This is a genomic window from Streptomyces sp. NPDC057445 (assembly GCF_042802855.1).
Taxonomy (GTDB): domain Bacteria; phylum Actinomycetota; class Actinomycetes; order Streptomycetales; family Streptomycetaceae; genus Streptomyces.
Window position 1 is genome coordinate 1 of record NZ_JBHVDH010000013.1, and the last position, 22,627, is coordinate 22,627.

General features: G+C 72.0%; 5 protein-coding genes and 1 pseudogene. 5 read left to right on the top strand and 1 reads right to left on the bottom strand.

Annotation, left to right across the window (positions count from 1 at the left end; all coding sequences use genetic code 11):
- The 3 genes and pseudogenes from ACFU5O_RS24645 to ACFU5O_RS24655 all read left to right on the top strand — a co-directional run.
- Positions 1-98: pseudogene (locus tag ACFU5O_RS24645) on the top strand (UTRA domain-containing protein); the annotation flags it as partial.
- Between the two features lie 4 nt (positions 99-102).
- Positions 103-303 carry a hypothetical protein gene (locus ACFU5O_RS24650; protein WP_384244095.1) on the top strand — a complete coding sequence of 67 codons (201 nt, stop codon included), beginning with the start codon at positions 103-105 and terminating at the stop codon, positions 301-303.
- Between the two features lie 213 nt (positions 304-516).
- Complete coding sequence (locus ACFU5O_RS24655; protein ID WP_384244086.1) at positions 517-2,607, top strand: DUF1996 domain-containing protein; 2,091 nt, start codon at positions 517-519, stop codon at positions 2,605-2,607.
- Between the two features lie 186 nt (positions 2,608-2,793).
- Here ACFU5O_RS24655 and ACFU5O_RS24660 read toward each other — a convergent pair whose 3' ends face one another.
- On the bottom strand, positions 2,794-3,546 hold the full coding sequence (locus tag ACFU5O_RS24660; RefSeq protein ID WP_384243931.1) for an aspartyl/asparaginyl beta-hydroxylase domain-containing protein: 753 nt from the start codon (positions 3,544-3,546) through the stop codon (positions 2,794-2,796).
- A gap of 228 nt (positions 3,547-3,774) precedes the next feature.
- Here ACFU5O_RS24660 and ACFU5O_RS24665 point away from each other — a divergent pair, with 228 nt between their 5' ends.
- Entirely contained in the window at positions 3,775-12,063 is an 8,289-nt protein-coding gene (locus tag ACFU5O_RS24665; RefSeq protein ID WP_384243932.1) for an amino acid adenylation domain-containing protein, read from the top strand.
- Positions 12,060-22,625 carry an amino acid adenylation domain-containing protein gene (locus tag ACFU5O_RS24670; protein WP_384243933.1) on the top strand — a complete coding sequence of 3,522 codons (10,566 nt, stop codon included), beginning with the start codon at positions 12,060-12,062 and terminating at the stop codon, positions 22,623-22,625. Before ACFU5O_RS24665 ends, ACFU5O_RS24670 begins: the two co-directional genes overlap by 4 nt.
- The last annotated feature ends 2 nt before the right edge of the window (positions 22,626-22,627 follow it).

A 22,627-nucleotide genomic window follows, 5' to 3' on the forward strand; every position in this document is an offset into this window, starting at 1 on the left:
ACCCAGTCCTCCAGCTCACCCGGCTCACTCTGGACGAGGTGGACCGGCCCATTCAGGTCGACATCATGGCCATGCCTCCGCAACGCCAGAAGCCGCGCCCTCGTGAGCCCGGGATCACGGCACATCCTCAGCCCGGGCACGCGGCACATCCTCGGCATCGGCATCGTCATCGGCATCGCAGCCGATGACCCCGGCCATCTGACGCCCGCAGCGGGCTGCTTCGTGCCGGAGCCAGGGCACAGCATGGCCGGATTCGCGGACGCCTGTCTGCTGCACACAGGCGGGCCATGGGATCCCTCTTGATGAAGCGTCAGTCGCCTCCGTTGTTGGAGGTTCCCACGAATTTCCGTACGGGGTGAACACCCCGTGGCTCTCCGCCGTATGAAGACCAGCGCTTCCCTCTCGGCCGGCGCACGTTCATGACCCGACCGGCGCCGAAGCATAGGAGTTCCATTGAGTACAGTTCGAAGACGCTCGAAAAAGGGCAAAAGGGTAGTCGCCGCCTCGATCGCGCTGATGCTGGGCGGGGGTGGCCTCATTGCGGTCAACTCCTATGCCTCCGCCGGCGAGGGATGGGGACCCTGGTCCGGCAACGAGCAGCAGAATCAGAACCTGAGTGCCGGATCCTCCGCGTCCACCATCAAGTGTCCTGAGGTGGCGAACGGACTGTCCGAGGTGCCGGACCGGGCCAGGCCCGAGGTCGACCGCGAGCTTGCGACACTGGACAGTCAGATCACCGAGGCGTACCAGCGGTTCGTCGAACAGAAGGACCAGATTCAGCGGGACTCCCAGTTCGCCCAGAACGCGGTGCTCGGACCGCTGGAGGGCAAGCGTGCGGCGAGCATCGACCGCATCGCCGTGGCCATCAGCCGGGCGGCCGGGGCGCGCCCGCAGGGGCTGGAGGCAATGGCTCCCTGCACCCTGCAGGTGGATGACGCGGACGAGGGCGACGCCGGTCAGGGCAACGGCGAGGGGCAGAACCAGGGCGACGGCCAGGACGGCAACGGCGAGGGCGACCAGGACAACGGCGGAGGCCAGGACAACGGCGACGGCGGCCAGGCGGGCAACGGCCCGGAGGCGTCCGACTTCGCCGACATCCAGTCGGTCCAGCCGAACGTCGGCAACCCCGAACGGCTTCAGGACGCCTCCCGTGGCACCTTCTCCACCGAGTGCGGTGTCAACGCGAACGGCAAGTTCAACCCGGACAACGTGATCGTCGCGCCCGGTGTGAGCAATGGCGCGCACCATATGCACGACTACGTCGGCAACCAGGCCAACGACGCGTTCGCGAGCGACGACGACCTCGCCAACGGCGACACCTCGTGCCGCGACCAGGGTGACAAGTCGACCTACTACTGGCCCGTCCTGCGCCTGCAGAACGGTCAGGACGAGAAGGACGTCCAGGCCGACGGCGGCGGCAAGGACAAGAACACCGGCCAGATCCAGACCCCGGCCCAGGTCACGCTCAACTTCGTGGGCAGCCCGGTCGACAAGGTCACCGAGATGCCCCGCTTCCTGCGGATCATCACCGGTGACGCCAAGGCCTTCGTCAACGGCAACGCGAACGCCAACGCCTCTTGGAGCTGCACGGGCTTCGAGGACCGCCAGCTGAAGGACAAGTACCCGATCTGCCCCCAGGGCAGCAAGGTGGTCCGTAGCTTCAAGTTCCAGAGCTGCTGGGACGGTCAGAACACCGACAGCGCCAACCACCGCACGCACGTGGCCTTCGCCGACCAGAACGGCCGCTGCCAGAACGGGTTCAAGGCCATCCCGCAGCTCGTGCAGCGGATCGTCTACGACGTGCCGCCGCCGGTCTTCGACGGGAACAGCCCCGCGGTGTTCGCCGTCGACTCCTTCCCCGAGCAGCTGCACAAGCCGGTCACCGACCACGGCGACTTCATCAACGTCTTCGACGACGACCTCATGCGGACGATGGTGAGCTGCATCAACGAGGGACGAGAGTGCGGACCCGGCGACACCGGTGCCCCTCCGGCCGAGGACGAGGAGACTCCCGGGGACGGTGGTCAGCCGGGTGCCGGCCAGCCTGGTGAGGAGCCCGCGCCCGGTGGCGGGGCGGAGAACCCTGGGGACGGTGGTCAGCCGGGTGCCGGCCAGCCCGGTGAGGAGCCCGCGCCCGGTGGCGGGGAGGAGAACCCTGGGGACGGTGGTCAGCCGGGTGCCGGCCAGCCCGGTGAGGAGCCCGCGCCCGGTGGCGGGGCGGAGAACCCTGGGGACGGTGGTAAGCCGGGTGCCGGCCAGCCCGGTGAGGAGCCCGCGCCCGGTGGCGGGGAGGAGAAGCCCGAGGACGGTGGTAAGCCGGGTGCCGGCCAGCCCGGCGCGCAGGCCACGCCGGACACCGGTGGCGAGGTGGACACGCCCAAGCTCGCGACGGGGGCGGCTGCCGGTACGGCCGGTGCGCAGGCCACGCCGGACACCGGTGGGAACGCTCCGGCGCCTGCCGGTGGCAACGGCCGGCAGGCCGCAGAGGGAGGGCTTGCCTCTACGGGTGCCCAGCTGTGGCCCTCCGCGGCCGGGGCGGTGCTGCTGATCGCAGGCGTTCTGCTGCTCCGGACGCGCAATCGCGGTGAGACCGCCCGTCGTCGCTGAAGTCGGCCCCACCACGGCCCCGGCCGGACCTGTGACGCAGGTCCGGCCGGGGCCGACGCGTGTCCCGGACTGAGGGTCCGCTGTCTCCCGGCGATGCGTCCCGCTGCCCGGCCCGGATCCCCTGCGGCGGCCGGCCTGGGCCGGACCCGGGACCAGGCCCCTGCCTGGACGGCACGGTCGTCCCCGTCAGCCTTCGCCCGTGAGCGCCCGGATCTCCGTCACCAGGGCGACAAGTGCCTCCCGTTCGGGGAGCGTTGTCTCCGGATGCCACAGGTCGACCAGCAGGCAGGTACGGGGCCGGGCACCGTGGTTCCATGCCTCGTGCTCGAAGGAGTAGTCGAAGAGCAGGCACTCGCCCTCCTTCCACGGGCGTGCCTCCCCTGCCACGCGGATGCCGCAGTCCTCGGGGATGTCGACGGCGACGTGCAGATTGATGCTGAAGTTCCACAGGTCGCAGTGCGGGCGGATGGCGGCCCCGGGCAGCAGTGTCGAGAAGTGGCTCTCCAGCAGCGGGCATATGGCCCCTGTGTCCACTGCCGTCTCCCGCAGGATCCGGTACGCGGTCGGCACGAGCGGTTCCGACTCGGCCATCAGGCGCCCCCTCTTGTAGAGGTAGAGGGCCTGCCAGTCGTTCTGCCGGACGAGATAGTGCTCGTAGTCGGAGAACTGCCCCCGGCGCTGCGCCCACGCCGCCGCAAGCTCCTCCTTGATCGCGGCGTGGCCGGACTCGAAGGCCCGCACGACCGGAGCGACCTCCGGGTGCTCGTAAGGGTCGTGCCACGGGCGTTCGGAGATGCCGGGCATGACCCACTTGGCATCTCTCTGCAGAGGGTGCCGCTTCTGTCCCTCCGGGTCGAGCATGGCCTCCACGCGGTCGAGCGAACGCTCGCCGTGGGTGCGTCTGATCGCCTCGAAGGCCTCTTCGATCTCCGGAGTCATCGCCGGTTCCTTTGCTGAACGTCGTGGACGGGGCCGTACCCGTCCAGGCTCGCCGCGCTTCCCGGTCGCTGCCCAGTCACGTAAAGCAGGTCCCGCGATCCGCACCCGTACTCCCTTCGCATGTCAAGGGGCGGTTTTCCGTGACTTACACGGCAGCACCCCTCGGGTGAGAGTTGCCGGGCAACGTCGTCGACCCGACTCATCCGACTGAGGAGACAGGACCACCTCATGGCCGCTCTTGACCGCGGGTACCTGCCGCTGACATCCCCGCAGACCGGCGTCTGGGTCGCGCAGCAGCTCGATCCCCATCGCGCCGACTACAACATCGGTGAATACCTGGAGATCCACGGCTCGGTGGACCCGGAGCTGCTCGAGACGGCGCTGCGCCGGATGCTGGACGAGACCGAAGTGCTCAGGATGCGATTCGTGGAGCACGACGGCGAGATCCGGCAGATACCGGCCGAACTGCCCCCGTTCCAACTGGAGACGGTCGACCTCCGGGACAGCCCCGACCCGGCCGGCGCCGCCCAGGCACGGATGCGGGCCGAACTCGGCCGTCCGGCGGACCTGGCGGCGGGAGACGTGCACCGGTATCTGCTGCTGCGCACCGGCCCGGAGACCTGTCTGTGGTTCCACGCCTACCACCACATCGTGGTGGACGGCATCACCGGCTCCATGGTGGCCCGCAGGGTCGCCGAGATCTACACCGCGCTGGCAGAAGGCAGGCCGGTGCCGGACGCCGACGCCGCCCCGCTGGAAGAGATCGTGGCGGAGGACCTGGCGTACCGGCAGTCCGAGGAGTGCGCACGCGACCGGGAGTTCTGGCTGGCCAGGATGGCCGATGCGCCCGAGCCCGTCGGATACACCGGCAACGCTCCTGTCCCGCCGGTCGGCGAGACCCTGCGGGTACGCCGCGATCTCCCGCTTGCCGACGGCCGTGCCCTGCGCGACGGCGCCCGTCGCCACGGCACGCGCTGGCCGGCGCTGGTCATGGCCGCCGCCGCGGCATATCTCCACCGCGTCAGCGGGGCGGACGACCTGGTGCTCGGACTCCCCGTGACCGGCCGTACCACTTCGGCGGCGCGCCGCACACCGGGCATGTTCTCGAACGTGGTTCCGCTGCGGCTCTCCGTCGACGGCTCCCTTCCGCTCGGCGAGCTGCTGCGCCGGACGTCCGAGGCCATCAAGGAGGCGCTGCGCCATCAGCGCTACCGCTCGACCGATCTGCAGCGTGACCTCGCCCGCGGCGCGGACGAAGCCGGCCCGGGTACCGACGGCGCCGGTCGTGACGCCGGGCGCAAACTGTGGGACGCGGCCGTCAACATCATGTCGTTCGACTACGGACTGTCGTTCGCGGGCGCGCCCGCCACGGTGCACAACCTCTCCGTCGGGCCCGTCGACTACGTCTCGTTCAACGTGTACGACCGCGGTGGCGACGGACCCATCACCGTGCAGGCCGAGGCCGACCGGGCGCGCGCGGACGAGCATGAACTGGGCGCGCACCAGCAGCGGTTCATGGAGTTCCTGGCCGCGGTCGCCAAGGCCGACGCGGACACTCCGGTCGACGGCATCGAGCTGCTGACCGGCGCCGACAGGAAGCGTCTTGCGGTCCTCGGGGACGGCGGCACCGCCGCGTTCCCCGAGGACCGCTGCCTCCACCAGCTCTTCGAGGAGCAGGTCGCCCGCACCCCGGACGCCACTGCCGTGATCTGTGACGGAGTCGAGCTGACCTACCGTCAACTCGACGTATGGGCCACGGACATCGCGGCCCGGCTCCGTCCGCTCACCGGCCCCGACCGCCCGGTCGGCGTCAGTCTCGAGCGCTCGCCCGCACTCGTGGCCGCGCTGCTGGGCATCCTCAAGTCCGGTGCGCACTATGTGCCGTTGGATCCGTCGCTGCCGCGCCGACGCCTCGCGTACATCGTCGACGACGCCGGGATCGACACGGTCGTCACCCGCCCGGGACCGGCGGAGAGGCTGCCGGCGGGCATACCTTCGCTGGTGCCGGTGGGATCCCTGGAGGACGCCGCACAGGCGAGCGGCGGCGCGGGACCGGCATCGTCGGGGGAGGACCGGCCGTCGGCCTCTGCCGCCTACATGCTCTACACCTCCGGCAGCACCGGAGAGCCCAAGGGTGTTGTGGTCGCCCACTCGGCGGCCGTCAACTTCACTCTCCAGAACCTCGCGGCCTGCCGGGTCGGCACCGACGCCCGCTTCCTGGGCTTCGCGGCACTCACCTTCGACGTCTCCGTACTGGAGATCTTCGGCGCACTGCTGAGCGGGGGAACCCTCGTCCTCGCCACCGACGAGGAACGGCTCGACGTGGACAGGCTGCAGGCGCTGATGGCGACACAGGCCGTCACCATCGCCGACCTGCCGACCGCCCTGATGCCCCTGCTCGACCCCGCCGCGCTGCCCGACCTGTCGTTCGTCTCCACCGGCGGAGAAGCCCCCACGGGCGACATCGTGGACCGCTGGGCGGCCCCTGGGCGAGAGGTGTGGAACACCTACGGTCCCACCGAGAGCACTGTCGTCGTCACCATGCACCGGTGTTCCGCGCCCTCGGGGGGACAGGCCCCGCCGATCGGCCGCCCGACCGTCAACCACCGCGTGTATGTGACCGACCGCCGGCTGCGGCTGGTCCCGCCGGGCGTGCCGGGAGAGCTGTGTGTGGCCGGCGCGGGTCTGGCCCGGGGCTACCTGGGCAGGGCGGCGATGACCGCCGAGCGGTTCGTTCCCGACCCCTGGGCGACGGATCCGGGAGCGCGTATGTACCGGACCGGCGACCTGGTGCGCTGGTCGGCCGACGGTGAACTCGAGTTCCTGGGCCGCATCGACCAGCAGGTCAAGATCAACGGGCATCGCATCGAACTGGGGGAGATCGAGGCGGAACTGACCCGCCATCCCGCGGTCGCCCAGGCCGCCGTCGTCGTCCACGACGCGCCGGGCGCAGGAAAGCGCCTGGTCGCGTTCGTGGCCCCGGACGCGGACGCCCCCGCTGCCGGGCCGGAGGAGCTCCAGGCATTCCTCGGCGAGGGTCTGCCGCGCTACATGGTGCCCCACACCTACGTGCTGCTCGACGGAAGCCGGCTGCCCCTCACCCCGAGCGGCAAGGTCGACCGCAAGGCCCTCGTCGTACCGGACCGCGAAGCGCCGGCCACGACAGCCGCAACGGACGAAGCGGCTTCAAGTGAACTCCGTACCGGCGCCGAGGCCGTGTTGTGCGAGCTGTTCGGTGCGGTGCTGGGGCAGCGGGTGGGTCCGGCGGAGAGCTTCTTCGAGCTGGGCGGTGACAGTATCGGGGCATTGACGCTGGTGAGCCGTGCGAGGGCGCGTGGGCTGTCGTTCAGCCTGCGTGATGTGTTCGAGCACAAGACCGCGGCCGCTCTCGCCGCCACTCTGCGGAGCCCCCGGGCCGAACTCGAGGCCGTGTTGTGCGAGCTGTTCGGTGCGGTGCTGGGGCAGCGGGTGGGTCCCGCGGAGAGCTTCTTCGAGCTGGGCGGTGACAGTATCGGCGCGTTGACGCTGGTGAGCCGTGCGAGGGCGCGTGGGCTGTCGTTCAGCCTGCGTGATGTGTTCGAGCACAAGACCGCGGCCGCTCTCGCCGCCGCCCTCCCCGACGGCGACGCCGGGACGCCGCCCGCAGCCACGGACGGCGACGACACCGGCGAAGGCGACATCCCGTCGACCCCGATCATGCGCTGGCTGCTGGAGGCCGACGGTCCCACGGACCGGTTCAGCCAGTCCATGGTGGTGCGTCTGCCCGCCGGTGCCGACTCCCACGCCGGTGCCGACTCCCACGACGGCACCGACTCCCACGACCGTGCGTACGACTCCAAGCTGACCAGCGTGCTGCAGAGCGTCGTCGAACAGCACGCCATGCTGCGGCTGAAGGTCACACCCGGCGCAACCGGGCCCGTCTGCGCGGTCGGGCCGCGCGGGAGCGTGGACGTGACCCCTCTGCTCTCGCGCGTCGACCTCCAGGGCGCGGACGACGACGCACGTCGCAAGGAGGTTGATCGCGTGGTGTCAGAGGCCGCCGGGCGCCTCGACCCGGCGGCCGGAGTGATGCTCCAGGCGGTGCGCCTCGCGGGCGATCCGGCCGGGCCCCTACTGCTGCTGTGCGTGCACCATCTGGCGGTCGACGGAGTTTCCTGGCGGATCCTGCTGGCAGACCTGGCCGAGGCATGGAGCGCCCACACCGAGGGCCGTAGTGTCGCCCCGGCTCAGGGTGGCACGTCGTTCCGCGCCTGGGCCAAGCATCTTCAGCAGCACGCCCGGACGCCCGAAACACTTGCCGAACTTCCCTACTGGCGTGAGGTCCTGGAGCCCGCAGAGGCCACCACCGGACCGTCCCCGCTCGCGGACCGCATCCCCGACCCCGCGCGTGACACCGCGGCGACCGCGCGCTCCCTGAGCGTGATTCTGCCGGCCGAGGTGGCGGGGCCGCTGCTGTCGGCCGTGCCGCACGCGCTGCGCACCGGTCCCTCGCAGATCCTGCTCGCCGCGCTCGCGACGGCGGTGCGCACCTGGCATCGCGAACGGACCGGCGAGAGTGCCGTCTCCCTGCTCGTCGACCTGGAGGGACACGGCAGGTCCGACCGCAGCGGCCGGCACGACCTGGGCCGTACCGTCGGCTGGTTCACCACCCAGTACCCCGTCCGACTCGATCTGCGCGACCGCGCGCCCGATGCCGCCGCCGAAGAGGCCGACGCCGCAGTCGAGTTGGTGGGCCGGGTTCACGAGCAGCTGGCCGCCGTGCCCGACCACGGCAGCGGCTACGGGCTGCTCCGCCTGCTGAACGAGGACACCGCGGCCGAGCTCGAGGCCATGCCCCGGCCGACGGTGCTCTTCAACTACCTGGGACGCTTCGACGGGGACGAGACCGGACCGTGGAGTCCACTGCCCGGCGCGGCCGGACTGCGGGCGGACAGCGATCCCGCCATGCCGTTGGAGCACTGCCTGCAGATCGACGTACTGGCCGTCGACGGGCCCTCCGGCCCCGAACTCACCGCCGTATGGACCTGGCCGGACGCCCTGCTCGAGGAAGCCGACGCCGCCACCCTGGCCGAGCAGTGGCAGCGTGCCCTGCACACGCTCGCCGACCGCTCGGCGGAGCCGGCCGGGGGACGCCTCGCACCCCGGGACCTCCCGCTGGTACGGCTCGCACAACAGGACGTGGACGGCCTCGCGGAGCGCTACCCCGGCCTGTGCGACGTGCTCCCTCTCTCCCCGCTCCAGGAAGGACTGTTCTTCCACGCGTCGTTCGACACGGCCGGCACGGACGCCTACACCGGACAGCTCGTGCTGGAGCTCGAAGGCGAAGTCGACGTACGGCGGCTTCGCGAGGCGTGCAGAGGGCTGCTGGACCGGCACAGCGCGCTGCGCGCCGCATTCACCGACCAAGGTCTGGCCGCTGCGGTCCAGGTGGTTCTCTCCGAACTCGAGCCCCCGCTCGACCTGGTGGATCTCGCCGGACTCACAGGGAGCGAGCAGCGGGACGCACTGGACCGGCTCCTGGCGGACGACCGGCTGCGCCGCTTCGACCTCGAGCGGCCGCCACTGCTGCGCTTCACGCTCGTCAGGCTCGGCGAGGGCCACCACCAGCTCGTGCTGACGAACCATCATATTCTGTGGGACGGCTGGTCCTCCGCGATCCTCCTGCGTGAACTCCTCACCGGATACGCCGAACTCGGCGACCGGGCAGAACGGCCCACCGCTGAACCCTCCGCCCACGATCGGCACATCGCCCCTGAGGCCGTGCCCTACCGGGCCTATCTCGACTGGCTGGCGCACCAGGACCGCGATCAGGCGCACACCGCCTGGAGCCGGGCGCTCGACGGACTCCACGAGCCCACCCTGCTGGCCGCAGGGGATCCCCACCGTCTGGACACCCTGCCCGAACGCATTCCCGTCGAACTGTCGGAGGAGCTCACCGCGCGCCTGACCGCCCGTGCCCGCGCTGCCGGGATCACCCTCAACAGCGTCGTCCAGGGAGCGTGGGCGATCCTGCTCGGCCGCATCACGGGACGCGACGACGTGGTCTTCGGCGGAACCGTCGCCGGCCGGAGCGCCGAGATCCCCGGCATCGAGCGGATGGTCGGCCTCCTGATCAACACCCTCCCGGTGCGCTTCCGGATCCGTGACGAAGAGCCTCTGATGGCGGCACTCGCACGATTCCAGGACGAGCAGGCACGGCTGATGGACCATCAGCACATCGGGCTCGCCGACATCCAGCACGCGACCGGGCTCGGCACACTCTTCGACACCGCCGTCGTCTTCGAGAACTATCCACTGGACCTCGACGCGATCCGTGACGCCGCCGGCGGACCGCGGCTGACCTGGGTCGGCGGCTCCGACGCCACGCACTACACCGTCAACCTCATCGCCCTGCCGGGCGAGCGGCTGTGCCTGAACCTCGACCACCGCCCGGACGTACTCGACGCACCGACAGCGCGCGGCATCGCTGACGCGCTGGAACGGATCCTCACCACGGCCGCAGACACCCCGGGCCTCGCCGTCGGGGCCGTCGACATCCTGTCCGCCGAGCAGCACCGTCTGGTCCGGGACCGGAACGCGACCGGACACCCCGTACCGGACACCACCCTCTGCGAACTCCTCGCCCGGCAGGCGGACCGGACTCCCGGCGCCCCGGCGACCGTGTTCCGGGGTGATACGCGCAGCTACGCGGAGCTCCATCAGGAGGCGGAACGGCTGGCCCGCGCGCTCCGTGAGCGGGGAGCGGGACCCGAGCGGATCGTCGCGGTGTCCCTGCGCCGCTCCACCGAGATGGTGATCGCCCTGCTGGCGGTCCTGAAGTCCGGGGCGGCCTATCTGCCGGTGGATCCGTCGCTGCCCGAGGACCGCATCGCCTTCATGCTGACCGACGCCCGGCCGGTCCTGCTGATCACCAACCAGGACGTCGGGCCAGGGCTGCCGCCCACGCCGGGACTGGCTCGCGTGCTCCTCGACGCGGACGCCGACGCCGACGCGGACACCGACGACGGCGCGGCCGACTCCGACGCGGTGCACATGCGGCACGAGGTGCACGCGGTGCACGAGACGGACGCCGGCGCCGATCGCCACACCGCCGGCGGCCTGCCCGCCGGTCGGCCCACGGACGTTCTGCTGCCCTCCCACCCCGCCTACGTCATCTACACCTCGGGCTCCACCGGACGCCCGAAGGCCGTCGTCGTGGAGCACGCCGCCATCGTCAACCGGCTGCTGTGGATGCAGGACACTTACGGCCTCGACGCCGGCGACCGGGTGCTGCAGAAGACCCCGTTCGGCTTCGACGTCTCCGTATGGGAGTTCTTCTGGCCCCTGCTGACCGGCGCCACCCTGGTCGTCGCCGAGCCGGAAGACCACAAGGACCCGGCCTGTCTCGCCCGGCTGATCCAGGACGAGGCCATCACCACCGTCCACTTCGTTCCGTCGATGCTCGCGGCCTTCGTACAGGAGCCCGCGGCCGTGCACTGCCGCTCGCTGCGCAGGGTGATCTGCAGCGGCGAGGCACTGCCCGAGGAGCTCAAGGACCACTTCCACAGCGTCCTCGACGTCCCGTTGCACAATCTGTACGGGCCTACCGAGGCGGCCGTCGACGTCACGTACTGGGAGTGCCGCCCCGAGGACCGGGGACCCGTTCCGATCGGCCATGCCATCTGGAACACCGCACTGCACGTCCTCGATCCGTCGGGACGGCCCGTGCCGGTGGGCGTCCCCGGCGAACTCCATCTGTCCGGAACGGGACTTGCCCGCGGGTACCTGAACCGTCCGGCGCTCACGGCCGAACGCTTCGTCGCCAACCCGTTCGGCCCGGCCGGATCCCGGATGTACCGCACAGGAGACCTCGTCCGGCGACGCGCCGACGGCGCCGTCGAATACCTCGGCCGCACCGACGACCAGGTCAAGATCCATGGATTCCGGATCGAACTCGGGGAGATCGAGACGGCCCTCGCCAGGCTGCCGCACACCGCACGGGCCGCAGTCGTCGTCCGCGAGGACACCCCGGGCGAGCGCCGGCTCGTCGGCTATGTCGTCCCGCTGGCCGGCACGACCCCCGAACCCGACGCCATGCGTGCCGAACTCGCCCGGTCACTGCCCGAGTACATGGTGCCGGTGCTCGTCGTCGTCGACGAGCTGCCCGTCACCCCCAACGGCAAGCTCGACCGCCGGGCCCTGCCCGCACCGACGGCCGCCACCGCCACGGGCCACGAACCACCCGCCGACGAGACCGAGGAACTCGTCGCCGCGTTGTGGACCGCGGTCCTCGGTGTCGACAGCATCGGCCGCCACGACGACTTCTTCGCGCTCGGGGGCCACTCACTGACCGCCACCCGCGTCGCCGCCCGCCTCCGCCAGGCCCTGGGCCTGGAAATGCCCCTGCACACCCTCTTCGAGCACCGGACCGTCGCCGGACTCGCCGCCGCGATCGAGTCCGCGCTCCTCGACGAACTCACCGCCGCGGCCGACGACGAGGCTTCCCGTCCGCTCGTACACCAGGGAGAGACCGCGTGACCACCCACGACACCACGCCCACCGACGTCGGCAGCAAACTCGGCGCCGCCAGGGAGCTGCTGCGCCGCCGGGTGCAGGCCGCCCTGGCCGACCCGGCGGGTGCGGCGGCCGACGCCACCATTGCCGTCGACCCGGATGCCGAACCCGTCGCCTCCTTCGCCCAGGAACGACTGTGGCTGGTCGACCGGATGCTGAACGGCACTCCCGGCTACGCCGTGCCCGAGACGGTCCGGCTGCGTGGCCCGCTCGACGAGAGCCTGCTCCGGCGGAGCCTCACCGCACTCGTCCAGCGGCACGACACCCTGCGGACCGTGTTCGAGGAGCGCGACGGGCTGCCGCACCCCGTCGTCGTACCGCCCCCGGCCGACGTACCACTGCCGGTCGTCGATCTCCGCGGTGAACCGGCCGCGCAACAGCAGCGGCGGGCCGTCGAGCTGGCCCGGCGGACAGCCCGGGAGCCGTTCGACCTCGCCACCGGGCCCCTGCTGCGAACCCTGCTGGTCCGAACCGCAGACGACGAGCATCTGTTCGTACTCGTGGTCCATCACATCGCCACCGACGGCTGGTCCATGGGGCTGCTCTGGAAGGAACTCGCGGACGGATACCGGGCCTTGGCCGAGGGACGCAGGCTCTCCCTGCCGCCGCTCCCCGTCCGCTACCAGGACTACGCCCGATTCCAGCGCGAACGCTTCGACCGGGAGGAGACAGCCGCACTGCTGCGCCACTGGGAGGAGCGCCTGGCAGGACTCGAGCCGCTGGAACTGCCCACGGACCGGCCCCGCCCGCTGCGCCGCAGCGGCGACGGCGGCACCCTGGAGTTCTCGCTCGACGCGGCGCTCACCGACCGGCTGAGGCGGCTCTCAGAGGCGCAGGGCGTCACTCTCTTCATGACTCTGCTGGCCGGCTTCCAGGCCGTGCTGGCCGGCTTCAGCGGCAGCACCGACATCGCCGTCGGCACGCCCGTCGCGGGCCGCGACCGTGTCGAGCTGGAGCCCCTCATCGGGCTCTTCGTCAACACCCTCGTCCTGCGCACCGATGTCTCCGGCGAGCCGACCTTCCGGGAACTGCTGGCCCGGGTCCGCAGAGTCACCGTCGACGCCTACGGTCACCAGGACGTGCCGTTCGAGCGTCTGGTCCAGCACCTGAGCCCGGAGCGGGTCGGCGACCGCAATCCACTGACCCAGGTCATGTTCGCGGCGGCGCAGGACGAGACGGCCGGGCTGCGCCTGCCCGGTGTCTCCGCCGAGACCGTACGGACCGACTTCGGCGGATCGCTCTTCGACCTCAGCGTGTTCGTGGCGGAAGGCGCGCAGGAATGCGCCGGCTCCCTGGTCTTCGACACCGACCTGTTCGACCGCGGAACCGCCGAGCTGCTGCTCGGGCACTATCTGAGGCTGCTGACGGCCGCCGCGTCCGACCCCGACATCCCGGTCGCCGAACTCCTGGTGCCCGGCCCGGAGACGGCCCGGCTCACCCGTGAGGGCCACGGCGCGGTACGGGAGCTCACCCCCGCCACCCTCACCGGCCTCTTCGCCGACCAGGTCCGGCGCAACCCCGGGGCCATCGCGGTGACCTGCGGCGCCGAAACCCTCAGCTACGCCGAACTCGACGCCCTCTCCGACCGGCTGGCCGCCCGGCTCGTCGCGGCCGGTGTGAGCAGGGAGACCCCGGTCGGACTGCTGATGGAACGCTCCACCCACCTGCTGGCAGCGATCCTCGGCGTCCTCAAGGCCGGCGGCGTCTACGTACCGCTCAATCCGTCCTTCCCGGCGCAGCGTCTGCACTGGATGCTGGAGCGCACGGGTGCCGCACTGCTGCTCGCCGACCCGGCGACCCTCGGCCACGACGCGGTGGCCTCGTCGCCCGTGCCGGTGCTCGACGCCACCGAGCTCGACGCCACCGAGCTCGACGCCACCGAGCTCGACGCCACCGAGCTCGAGGGCACGACCGGCGCCGCCGAAGACCGTCCTGTGACGTGCGCGCCCGATCAGCTCGCCTACGTGATGTACACCTCGGGCTCCACCGGCGAGCCCAAGGGCATCGCGGTCACCCACGCGAACGTCGCCGCCCTCGCCCGCGACCGTTCCTTCGGCCCCGCGCATCACCGCGTGCTCGCCCACTCCCCGCTGTCCTTCGACGCCAGCACCTACGAGCTGTGGGTGCCGCTTCTCTCCGGCGGCCGTGTCGTCATGGCTCCGCCCGGGCGGCTGGACACCGCCACCCTCAAGCGCCTCGTGACCGACCACGGCATCACCGCGATCTGGCTGACCGCCGCCCTCTTCAACCTGGTCGTCGAGGAATGCGTGGAACTCCTCACCCTTGTCGAGGAGGTCTGGACCGGCGGCGAGGCGGCTTCCGTCGCCGCCTTCCGCGACGCCCTGGACGCCGCACCGGAGACCGTACTCACCAACGCCTACGGGCCCACGGAGACGACCACCTTCGCCACCCTCCATCAGCTGCGCGCCCCGGCCCCGGCCGAGGGCAGGGTGCCGATCGGCAGCCCGCTGGACGACACCCGGCTGTACGTCCTCGACGACCGGGGCCGCCCCGTCCCCGAAGGCGCCGCCGGTGAGCTCTGCGTCGGCGGCACCGGACTGGCCCGTGGCTATCTGCACCGGCCCGGCCTCACCGCCGAGCGGTTCGTCGCCGACCCCTACGGCGAGCCCGGCGCCCGGATGTACCGCACGGGCGACCTGGCCCGGCGCCTCCCCGACGGTACGATCGACTATCTCGGCCGCGCCGATCAGCAGGTGAAGATCCGCGGGTTCCGCATCGAACCCGGCGAGGTCCAGAACGCACTTGCCGCCTGTCCGGGCGTGAGCCGTGCCGTCGTCGTCGTGCGCGAGGACGACCCCGGGGAGCAGCGCCTCGTCGGGTACGCCGTACCCGAACCCGCGGCCACCCCCGAACCCGAGGAACTGCTCTCCGCCCTCGCGGCCACCCTGCCGGACTACATGGTGCCCGCGGCCGTCATGGTCGTGCCGGACCTCCCCATGACCCCCAACGGCAAGCTCGACCGGCGCGCCCTGCCGGCGCCGCCCGCCGACACCGCACACCGCGCGGCATTCACCGAGCCCGCCACCCCCACGGAGGAACTGGCCGCCACGGTCTGGGCCGAGGTGCTGGGCGCCGAACGGATCGGCGGACAGGACGACTTCTTCGCCCTCGGCGGCCACTCGCTGCGTGCCACCCGCGTGGTCTCCCGGCTCGCTGCCCGCCTCGGTACCGAGGTGCCGTTGCGCACGCTCTTCGAGAACCCGACCCTGGCACGGTTCGCCTCGGCCGTCGACGCCCTGAGCGCCCATGCCGCCTCCGCCGTCGGAACGGACCCGGCGAAGGACGGCTCCGTCCGTCCCGCGCTCCGCTCGGGTGACGGCCCCGCGCCGCTGTCGTTCGCCCAGCAGCGCCTGTGGTTCCTCGACCAGCTCCAGCCGGGACGGCCCGACTACAACATCCCCGTGGCCGCCCGGCTCGAAGGCCCGCTGGACACCACCGCGCTGCTCGACGCGCTGCGCACCGTCGTCGAGCGTCACAGCGTGCTCCGGTCGCGGATCGCCGAAGGCCCCGAAGGACCCGTCCAGTTCGTGGAACGGGCCGACGTCTTCATCCCCGTGCTCACGGCTCTCTCCGGGACTCCCGGCGACCAGGCGCAGGCACGCGCGCTCGGGCTGGCCCACGCCGACGCCGCCGCCCCCTTCGACCTCACCGCGGCGCCACTGCTGCGCGCCCGGCTGATCCGGCTCTCCGAGCGGGCACACCTGCTGGTCCTCGTCCTCCACCACACCGTCGGCGACGGCTGGTCGATGTCGGTGCTCTGGACCGAGCTGTCCGCCTGTTACGCCGCGCTGCGCTCCGGGACGCGCCCCGAACTGCCCGAACTGCCCATCCAGTACGGCGACTACGCCCACTGGCAGCAGCAGCGCGTGGCCGACGGAGAACTGGACCGCGGGCTCGCCCACTGGCGCGGACACCTGGCCGGCCTGCCCGCGCTGGAACTGCCCACCGACCGCCCCCGGCCCGCCACCCGGTCCGGGGCGGGCGACGCCCTCACCTTCGAGGTCCCCGCCTCTCTCGCGGGCCGGCTCACCGCCCTCGCCCATGGCCGGGGCGCCACCCTGTTCATGGTTCTGCTGGCCGGCTTCCAGACGTTGCTCGCCCGGTACACGGCACAGCAGGACATCGCCGTGGGCACACCCATCGCAGGCCGCGACCGCACCGAACTCGAGCCGCTCATCGGCTTCTTCGTCAACACCCTGGTGATGCGTACCGATCTGTCCGGCGACCCGGCCTTCACCGAACTTCTCGGCCGGGTCCGGGAGACCGCCCTCGCCGCGTACGAGCACCAGGACGTGCCCTTCGACCGGCTCGTGGAGGAACTCCGCCCCGACCGCGACCTCAGCAGGAACCCCCTGTTCGACGTCCTCTTCCAGCTCCACCCCGACCGGCCCGACACCCTTGGCCTGGACGGGCTGCGGGTCGAGACCCTGGATGCCGACAACGGAACGGCGAAATTCGACCTGAGCCTGGCCATGACCGAGCACCCGGGCGGACTCACCGGCACCCTGCAGTACTCCACGGATCTGTTCGACCGGGTCACCGTCGAGCGGTTCGCGGGGCACTATCTGCGGCTGCTCCACTCCGTCGCCGAGGGTCCGGACCTCCCGCTGTCGCGGCTGGAGATGCTCCTCGAAGAGGAGCAGCGCACACTGCTCGGCGAGCCCGCGCGGACTCCCGCCCCGGCCGTGGCCACCACCCTCCACGCCCTGGTCGAGGAGCAGACCCGCCGCACCCCGGGCGCCGTTGCGCTGACCTTCGCCGGCACAGCCACGACCTACGCAGAGCTGAACACCCGCGCCAACCGGCTCGCCCACCGTCTGCGCGAGCGCGGCACCGGCCCCGGCACCACCGTCGCCGTGCTCACCGGACGCGACACCGACATGGTCGTCGCCGTGCTCGCCGTGCTGAAGGCCGGCGCCGCGTACGTACCCATGGACCCGGGCCACCCGGCCGACCGGATCGCCTCGGTACTCGCCGACAGCGGAGCACACCTGGTCCTGACCGGCGGCACGGCGGCCCGACTCGCCCCGGCGCCGGCGGGCAGCGTGCCGGTCCTCGATCTCGACGCCGAACGCGCCTGGATCGACTCCGCACCGGGAACGGACCTGCCGCCCCTGGCCGGCCCCGGAGACCTCGCCTATCTGCTCTACACGTCCGGCTCCACCGGCCGTCCCAAGGGCGTTGCCGTGCCGCATGCCGCTGCCACGGGCTATCTCGCCGCCCTCACCGGCACGTTCGGGATCGGCCCGCAGGACACCGTCCTGGCACGCACCGCCCTGACCTTCGACCCGTCCGTACGTGACCTGTTCGCGCCGCTGACCACCGGCGGCAGGGCCGTGCTCGCCGCCGACGACGAAGCCGGCGATCCGGAGGCCCTGGTCCGCCTGCTGCACGAGCAGGACGTCACCGCCGTACTGTCGATCGTCCCGTCGATGCTGACCGCCGTGGTCGACGCCGCCACCGGACCCTGCCCCTCACTGCGGCTGCTGATGACCACGGGCGAGGCACTGTCGGCGGGACTCGCCGGCGCCGCCCGCGGCCTCGGAAGCCCCGGCCTGCTGCAGCTGGTCAACCAGTACGGGCCCACCGAGGCCACCAACACCACCACGTACCACGTCGTCACCGACGACGACATCGCGAGCGGCCGGATACCCATCGGCCGTCCGCTGCCCGGGGCCCGGACGCTCGTACTGGGCGACCGTCTCGAACCGCTGCCGCAGGGCGCGACCGGCGAGCTGTTCATCGCCGGACCCAGGCTGGCCCGCGGCTACCTCGGCGATCCCGTCCGCACGGCCGAGGCCTACCCTCCGGACCCCTACGGCCCGCCCGGCAGCCGGATGTACCGCACCGGCGACCTGGTCCGGCTGCGCGCCGACGGCGTCCTCGAGTTCCACGGCCGGCGCGACAACCAGGTCAAGGTGCGCGGCCACCGCATCGAACTCGGCGAGGTCGAGGCCGCCCTGCTGCGTCACGCCGATGTCTCGCGAGCGGTCGCCGCCGCCCACGGCGAAGGTTCAGAGCGCTCGCTCGCGGCGTACGTGGTGTGGCGGGACGGTGGTGGCGACCCCGCCGGGGTGCTGGACTTCCTGCGGAAGTCGCTGCCGGCCGCGATGGTGCCCGCGGCACTCGTCCCGCTGGACGCCCTGCCGCTCACCCCCAACGGCAAGATCGACCGAAGGGCACTGCCCGAACCAGGCCCGGCCGCAGGGCACCACCGGGACTTCGTCGCGCCCCGCACCGCGCTGGAGCGGACCGTGACCGGCGTGTGGGAGGAGATCCTCGACGACGGCCCCGTCGGCCTGCGCGACCACTTCTTCGAGCGCGGCGGACACTCGCTGCGCGCCACTCGCGTGGTGTCACGGCTGCGGAACCTGCTCGACCGGGAGATTCCGCTCCAGTTGCTGTTCCGCCATCCCGTGGCGGAGGACTTCGCCCAGGCGCTCGCCGCCGTGGACAGCGGCGCGGAGGAGGCCGCCGGCGGCATCGCCGTCCTGCCCGACGGCCCCGCCCCGCTCTCCTTCGGCCAGCAGCGGCTCTGGCTGCTCGACCAGCTCCAGCCCGGCCGCCCCGACTACAACATGCCAGGGGCGATGCGGCTCACCGGGCGGCTGGACACCGACGCGGTGCTCGGCGCCCTGCGGGACGTCGTGGCACGCCACGACGTACTGCGTTCGAGGATCGTGACCGTGACCGTGACCGGCGAGGCCGCCGGACACGCCGGGCCCGCAGCGGTGGAGGAAGCCCGTCAGGTCGTCGAGCCGGCCGAGGTGTTCTGCCCGGAGTACACGGATCTCACCGGCACCGATCCCGCGCGGGCCGCCGCACGCGCCCTGGAGCTGGCCGCGGACGACGCCGCCCGCCCGTTCGACCTGGGCGTGGCGCCCCTGGTGCGCGCCCGTCTCGTAAGGATCGACGAAGGAGACCACCTGCTGGTGGTCGTCGCCCACCACATCGCTTTCGACGGCTGGTCGGTGTCCGTGTTCTGGCGGGACTTCTTCGCCGCCTACCGTGCCCGCACCGACGGCGCCCCGGGGCCGGCCGAACTCGCCGTCTCCTACCGGGACGTGGCTGCCTGGCAGCGCGCCGGGCTCACCGGCGAACGGCTCGAGAGCCGGCTCTCGTACTGGCGCGAGCGGCTCGACGGCGTCGGTCCCCTGGAACTGCCCGCCGACCGGCCACGGCCTCCCGTCCCGTCCGGACGCGGGGAACAGGTGGCCTTCACCCTCCCCGCCGACCTGCTGGAGCGGCTGCGTGCGCTCGGGCGCCGGCACAACGCCACCCTGTTCATGGTCCTTCTCGCCGGCTTCCAGGCCATGCTCGCCCGCTGGTCGGGCGCCGACGACATCACCGTCGGGGCACCGATCTCCGGCCGCGACCGTGCCGAGACGGAGCCTCTGGTCGGGTTCTTCGTCAACAATCTGGTGCTGCGCACCGACCTGTCCGACGACCCGGGCTTCGGCGAACTCGTGGCCCGGGCCCGCAGCACCGCCCTCGGTGCCTATGCCCACCAGGACGTGCCGTTCGAGCGGCTCGTCGAGGAACTCCAGCCCGAGCGGGACCTCAGCCGCAACCCGCTGTTCCAGGTCATGCTGGTCCTCGACGAGGAGACCAGCGCCCCACCGCTCCCGACCGGCCTCACGGCGGAGCCCGTCGGACTCGCCAGCGGCGCCGCCAAGTTCGACCTCTCGCTGTACTTCTCGGAGGAGCAGGGCGAGCTGACCGGCCAGGCCGTCTATGCCACCGACCTCTTCGAGCGGGACACGGTACTGCGCATGACGGACGCGCTGACCCGTCTGCTCAGCGCCGCGGTCGCGGAGCCGGACCGCGCCGTGAGCTCGCTGGAACTGCTCGGATCCGACGAGACACACAGAGTCCTGCACGCCTGGAACGACACCGCAGAGCCCCTTCCCCGGAAGGCGCTGCACCACCTCGTCGCCGAGCAGGCCTCCCGCACCCCGGGCGCCGTCGCGGTCGACGACGGCCGGCGACGGCTCAGTTACGCCCGGCTGGGCACCCTCACCGCCCGGCTGGCGCGGGCACTGCGCGGGCTCGGGGTGGGACCCGACACGGCGGTCGGCGTCTGCGTGGAACGCTCGGCGGCCCTGCCCGCCGCGCTGCTCGGTGTGCTGAGCGCCGGAGGCATGTACGTGCCGGTGGACCCGGAGTATCCGGCCGACCGCGTCGCCTACATGATCGCCGACAGCGGGGCCCGGGTACTGCTGGTCTCGGGGCCGGGCCCCGAAGGTCTCACCGTGCCCGACGGCGTTCAGGTCCTGGACCTGGACACACTCTTCGAGGACGGCAGGGGGCCGGACACCGACGACACCGCGCACGGGAACGACGAACCGGAACGGAGCGTCGCCCTCGACCGACTGGCCTACGCCATCTACACCTCGGGGTCCACCGGCCGCCCCAAGGGCGTCATGGTTCCGCACCGCGGGCTGATGAACTTCACCCTCGACATGGTCCGGAGGCTGGAGCTCACGCCCGGCGACACCGTCGCCGCCGTCACCACCGTCTCGTTCGACATCGCCGTACTGGAACTCCTGGTGCCGCTCACCTGCGGTGCCACCGTGCGGATCGTCTCCCGTGACACCGCCCGTGACGGCACGCTGCTCGCCAAGGAACTCGACGCCGCCGCCGTCACCGTCGTCCAGGCCACCCCCGCCACCTGGCACCAGTTGATGGAGACCGGCTGGCACGCCCCGCACGTACGCGCCCTGTGCGGGGGCGAGGCACTGCCTCCTGCGCTGGCGGAGCGGATGCTCGATGCCACCGGCACGGTGTGGAACGTGTACGGCCCGACAGAGACGACCGTCTGGTCGACCGCCCATCGGGTCGGACCCGGACCCGGCGGGCACGGCGGGGGAGGGGTTCCGATCGGGAGTCCGCTCGCCAACACCCGGCTCTATGTGCTCGATGCGCAACTGCGGCCGGTACCCGTCGGCGTGTACGGCGAGCTGTTCATCGCCGGGGACGGCGTCGCCCGCGGCTATCTCGGCAGGCCCGCACTGACCGCGGAGCGCTTCGTCCCCGACCCCTGCACCCCGGGGGGCCGGCTGTATCGCACCGGGGACGTGGTGCGACGCCTTGCGGACGGCACCCTCGAGTACCGCGGCCGCGGCGACGGCCAGGTCAAGGTCCGCGGCCACCGGATCGAACTCGGCGAGATCGAGGCGGTGTTGACCAGCCACCCGCAGGTGGCGGAGGCAGCGGTGACCGTGCGGGGATCAGGGGTCGAGGCGGTGCTCGCCGGATATCTGACCTGGCGGGGCGAGCCCGGCGATCTGCGGCTCCTCACCGAACACCTCCGCGAGGACCTCCCCGACTACATGGTGCCCCGCGTGCTGACCGTCCTGGAGCGGATGCCGCTCACCCCCAACGGCAAGCTGGACCGCAGGGCGTTGCCCGCCCCCACCGGCGGTGGGACAGTCCCGACCGACCGGGCCCCGCTCGCGCCGCGCGACATCACCGAACTCCGCATGGCGCGACTTTGGGAGCGGGTCCTGGGCATCGCACCCGTCGGTGTCCGGGACGATTTCTTCGAGCACGGTGGCCATTCGCTCAAGGCGTTCGAGCTGATGGGCGCGGTCCGCCACGAGTTCGGGGTCGAACTGCCCCTGCACGTGGTCTTCCGCCGGCCGACGGTGGAGCTGCTCTGCGAGGCACTCCCGGAGGCCGGTGAGGCGGCGGACCGCCTCCTGGTGGCACTGGCCGACGGCGATCCCGGTGTTCCCCCGCTGATCCTCGTCCATCCGCGCGGCGGCGACATCGTCTGCTACCGGGACATGATCCGCGCGCTGGGCGACGCAGAGGACGTCCCGCGCACGGTCCTGGGCATCGAGTCGGTGGGCTACAACAACGGCGAGACGCCGCTGGAGCGTGTGGCGGACATGGCCGAACGGTATCTCGCGGAAATCCGCAGGACCGTGCCCGACGGCCCCTATCTGCTGGCCGGCTGGTCGTTCGGCGGCACCCTGGCCTTCGAGATCGCTGTCCGTCTGGAGGCCGCCGGGGAGACGGTCGCCTTCCTCGGCGCCATCGACACCGCGGCCCCGGGACCCGAACTCCGTGAGGACGACGGCGCCGGCGACCCCGACCTCGTGCGCTACGGCATCGCGGCCGGCCTGGACGCGCACGAAGCCAGGGAACTCGACGAGGACGCCCTGATCGCGGTCCTCGCCCGGCGCGGGCACGAGAACGGCAGCCTGCCGCGCCGCGTCCCGACAGAGGCGCTGCGCAGGATGATGCGGGTCGCCGACGCCAACGGCAGGGCGTCGGCATCCCATCGCACCGAAGCGGTCCTGCGTACCGGCATCCATCTCTTCACCGTCTCCGAGCGGCACGAGGAGCTGGACACCGCGCTCGTGGATCCGGCTCCCTGGGCCGCCCGGACCCGGGGCGCGGTCCACCACAGCGGCATCCCGGGCAATCACCACACGCTGATGGATCAGCCGCACGCCGCCGTCCTGGCGGCGGCCGTCGCAGCCGCCCTCCCCTCCTGACC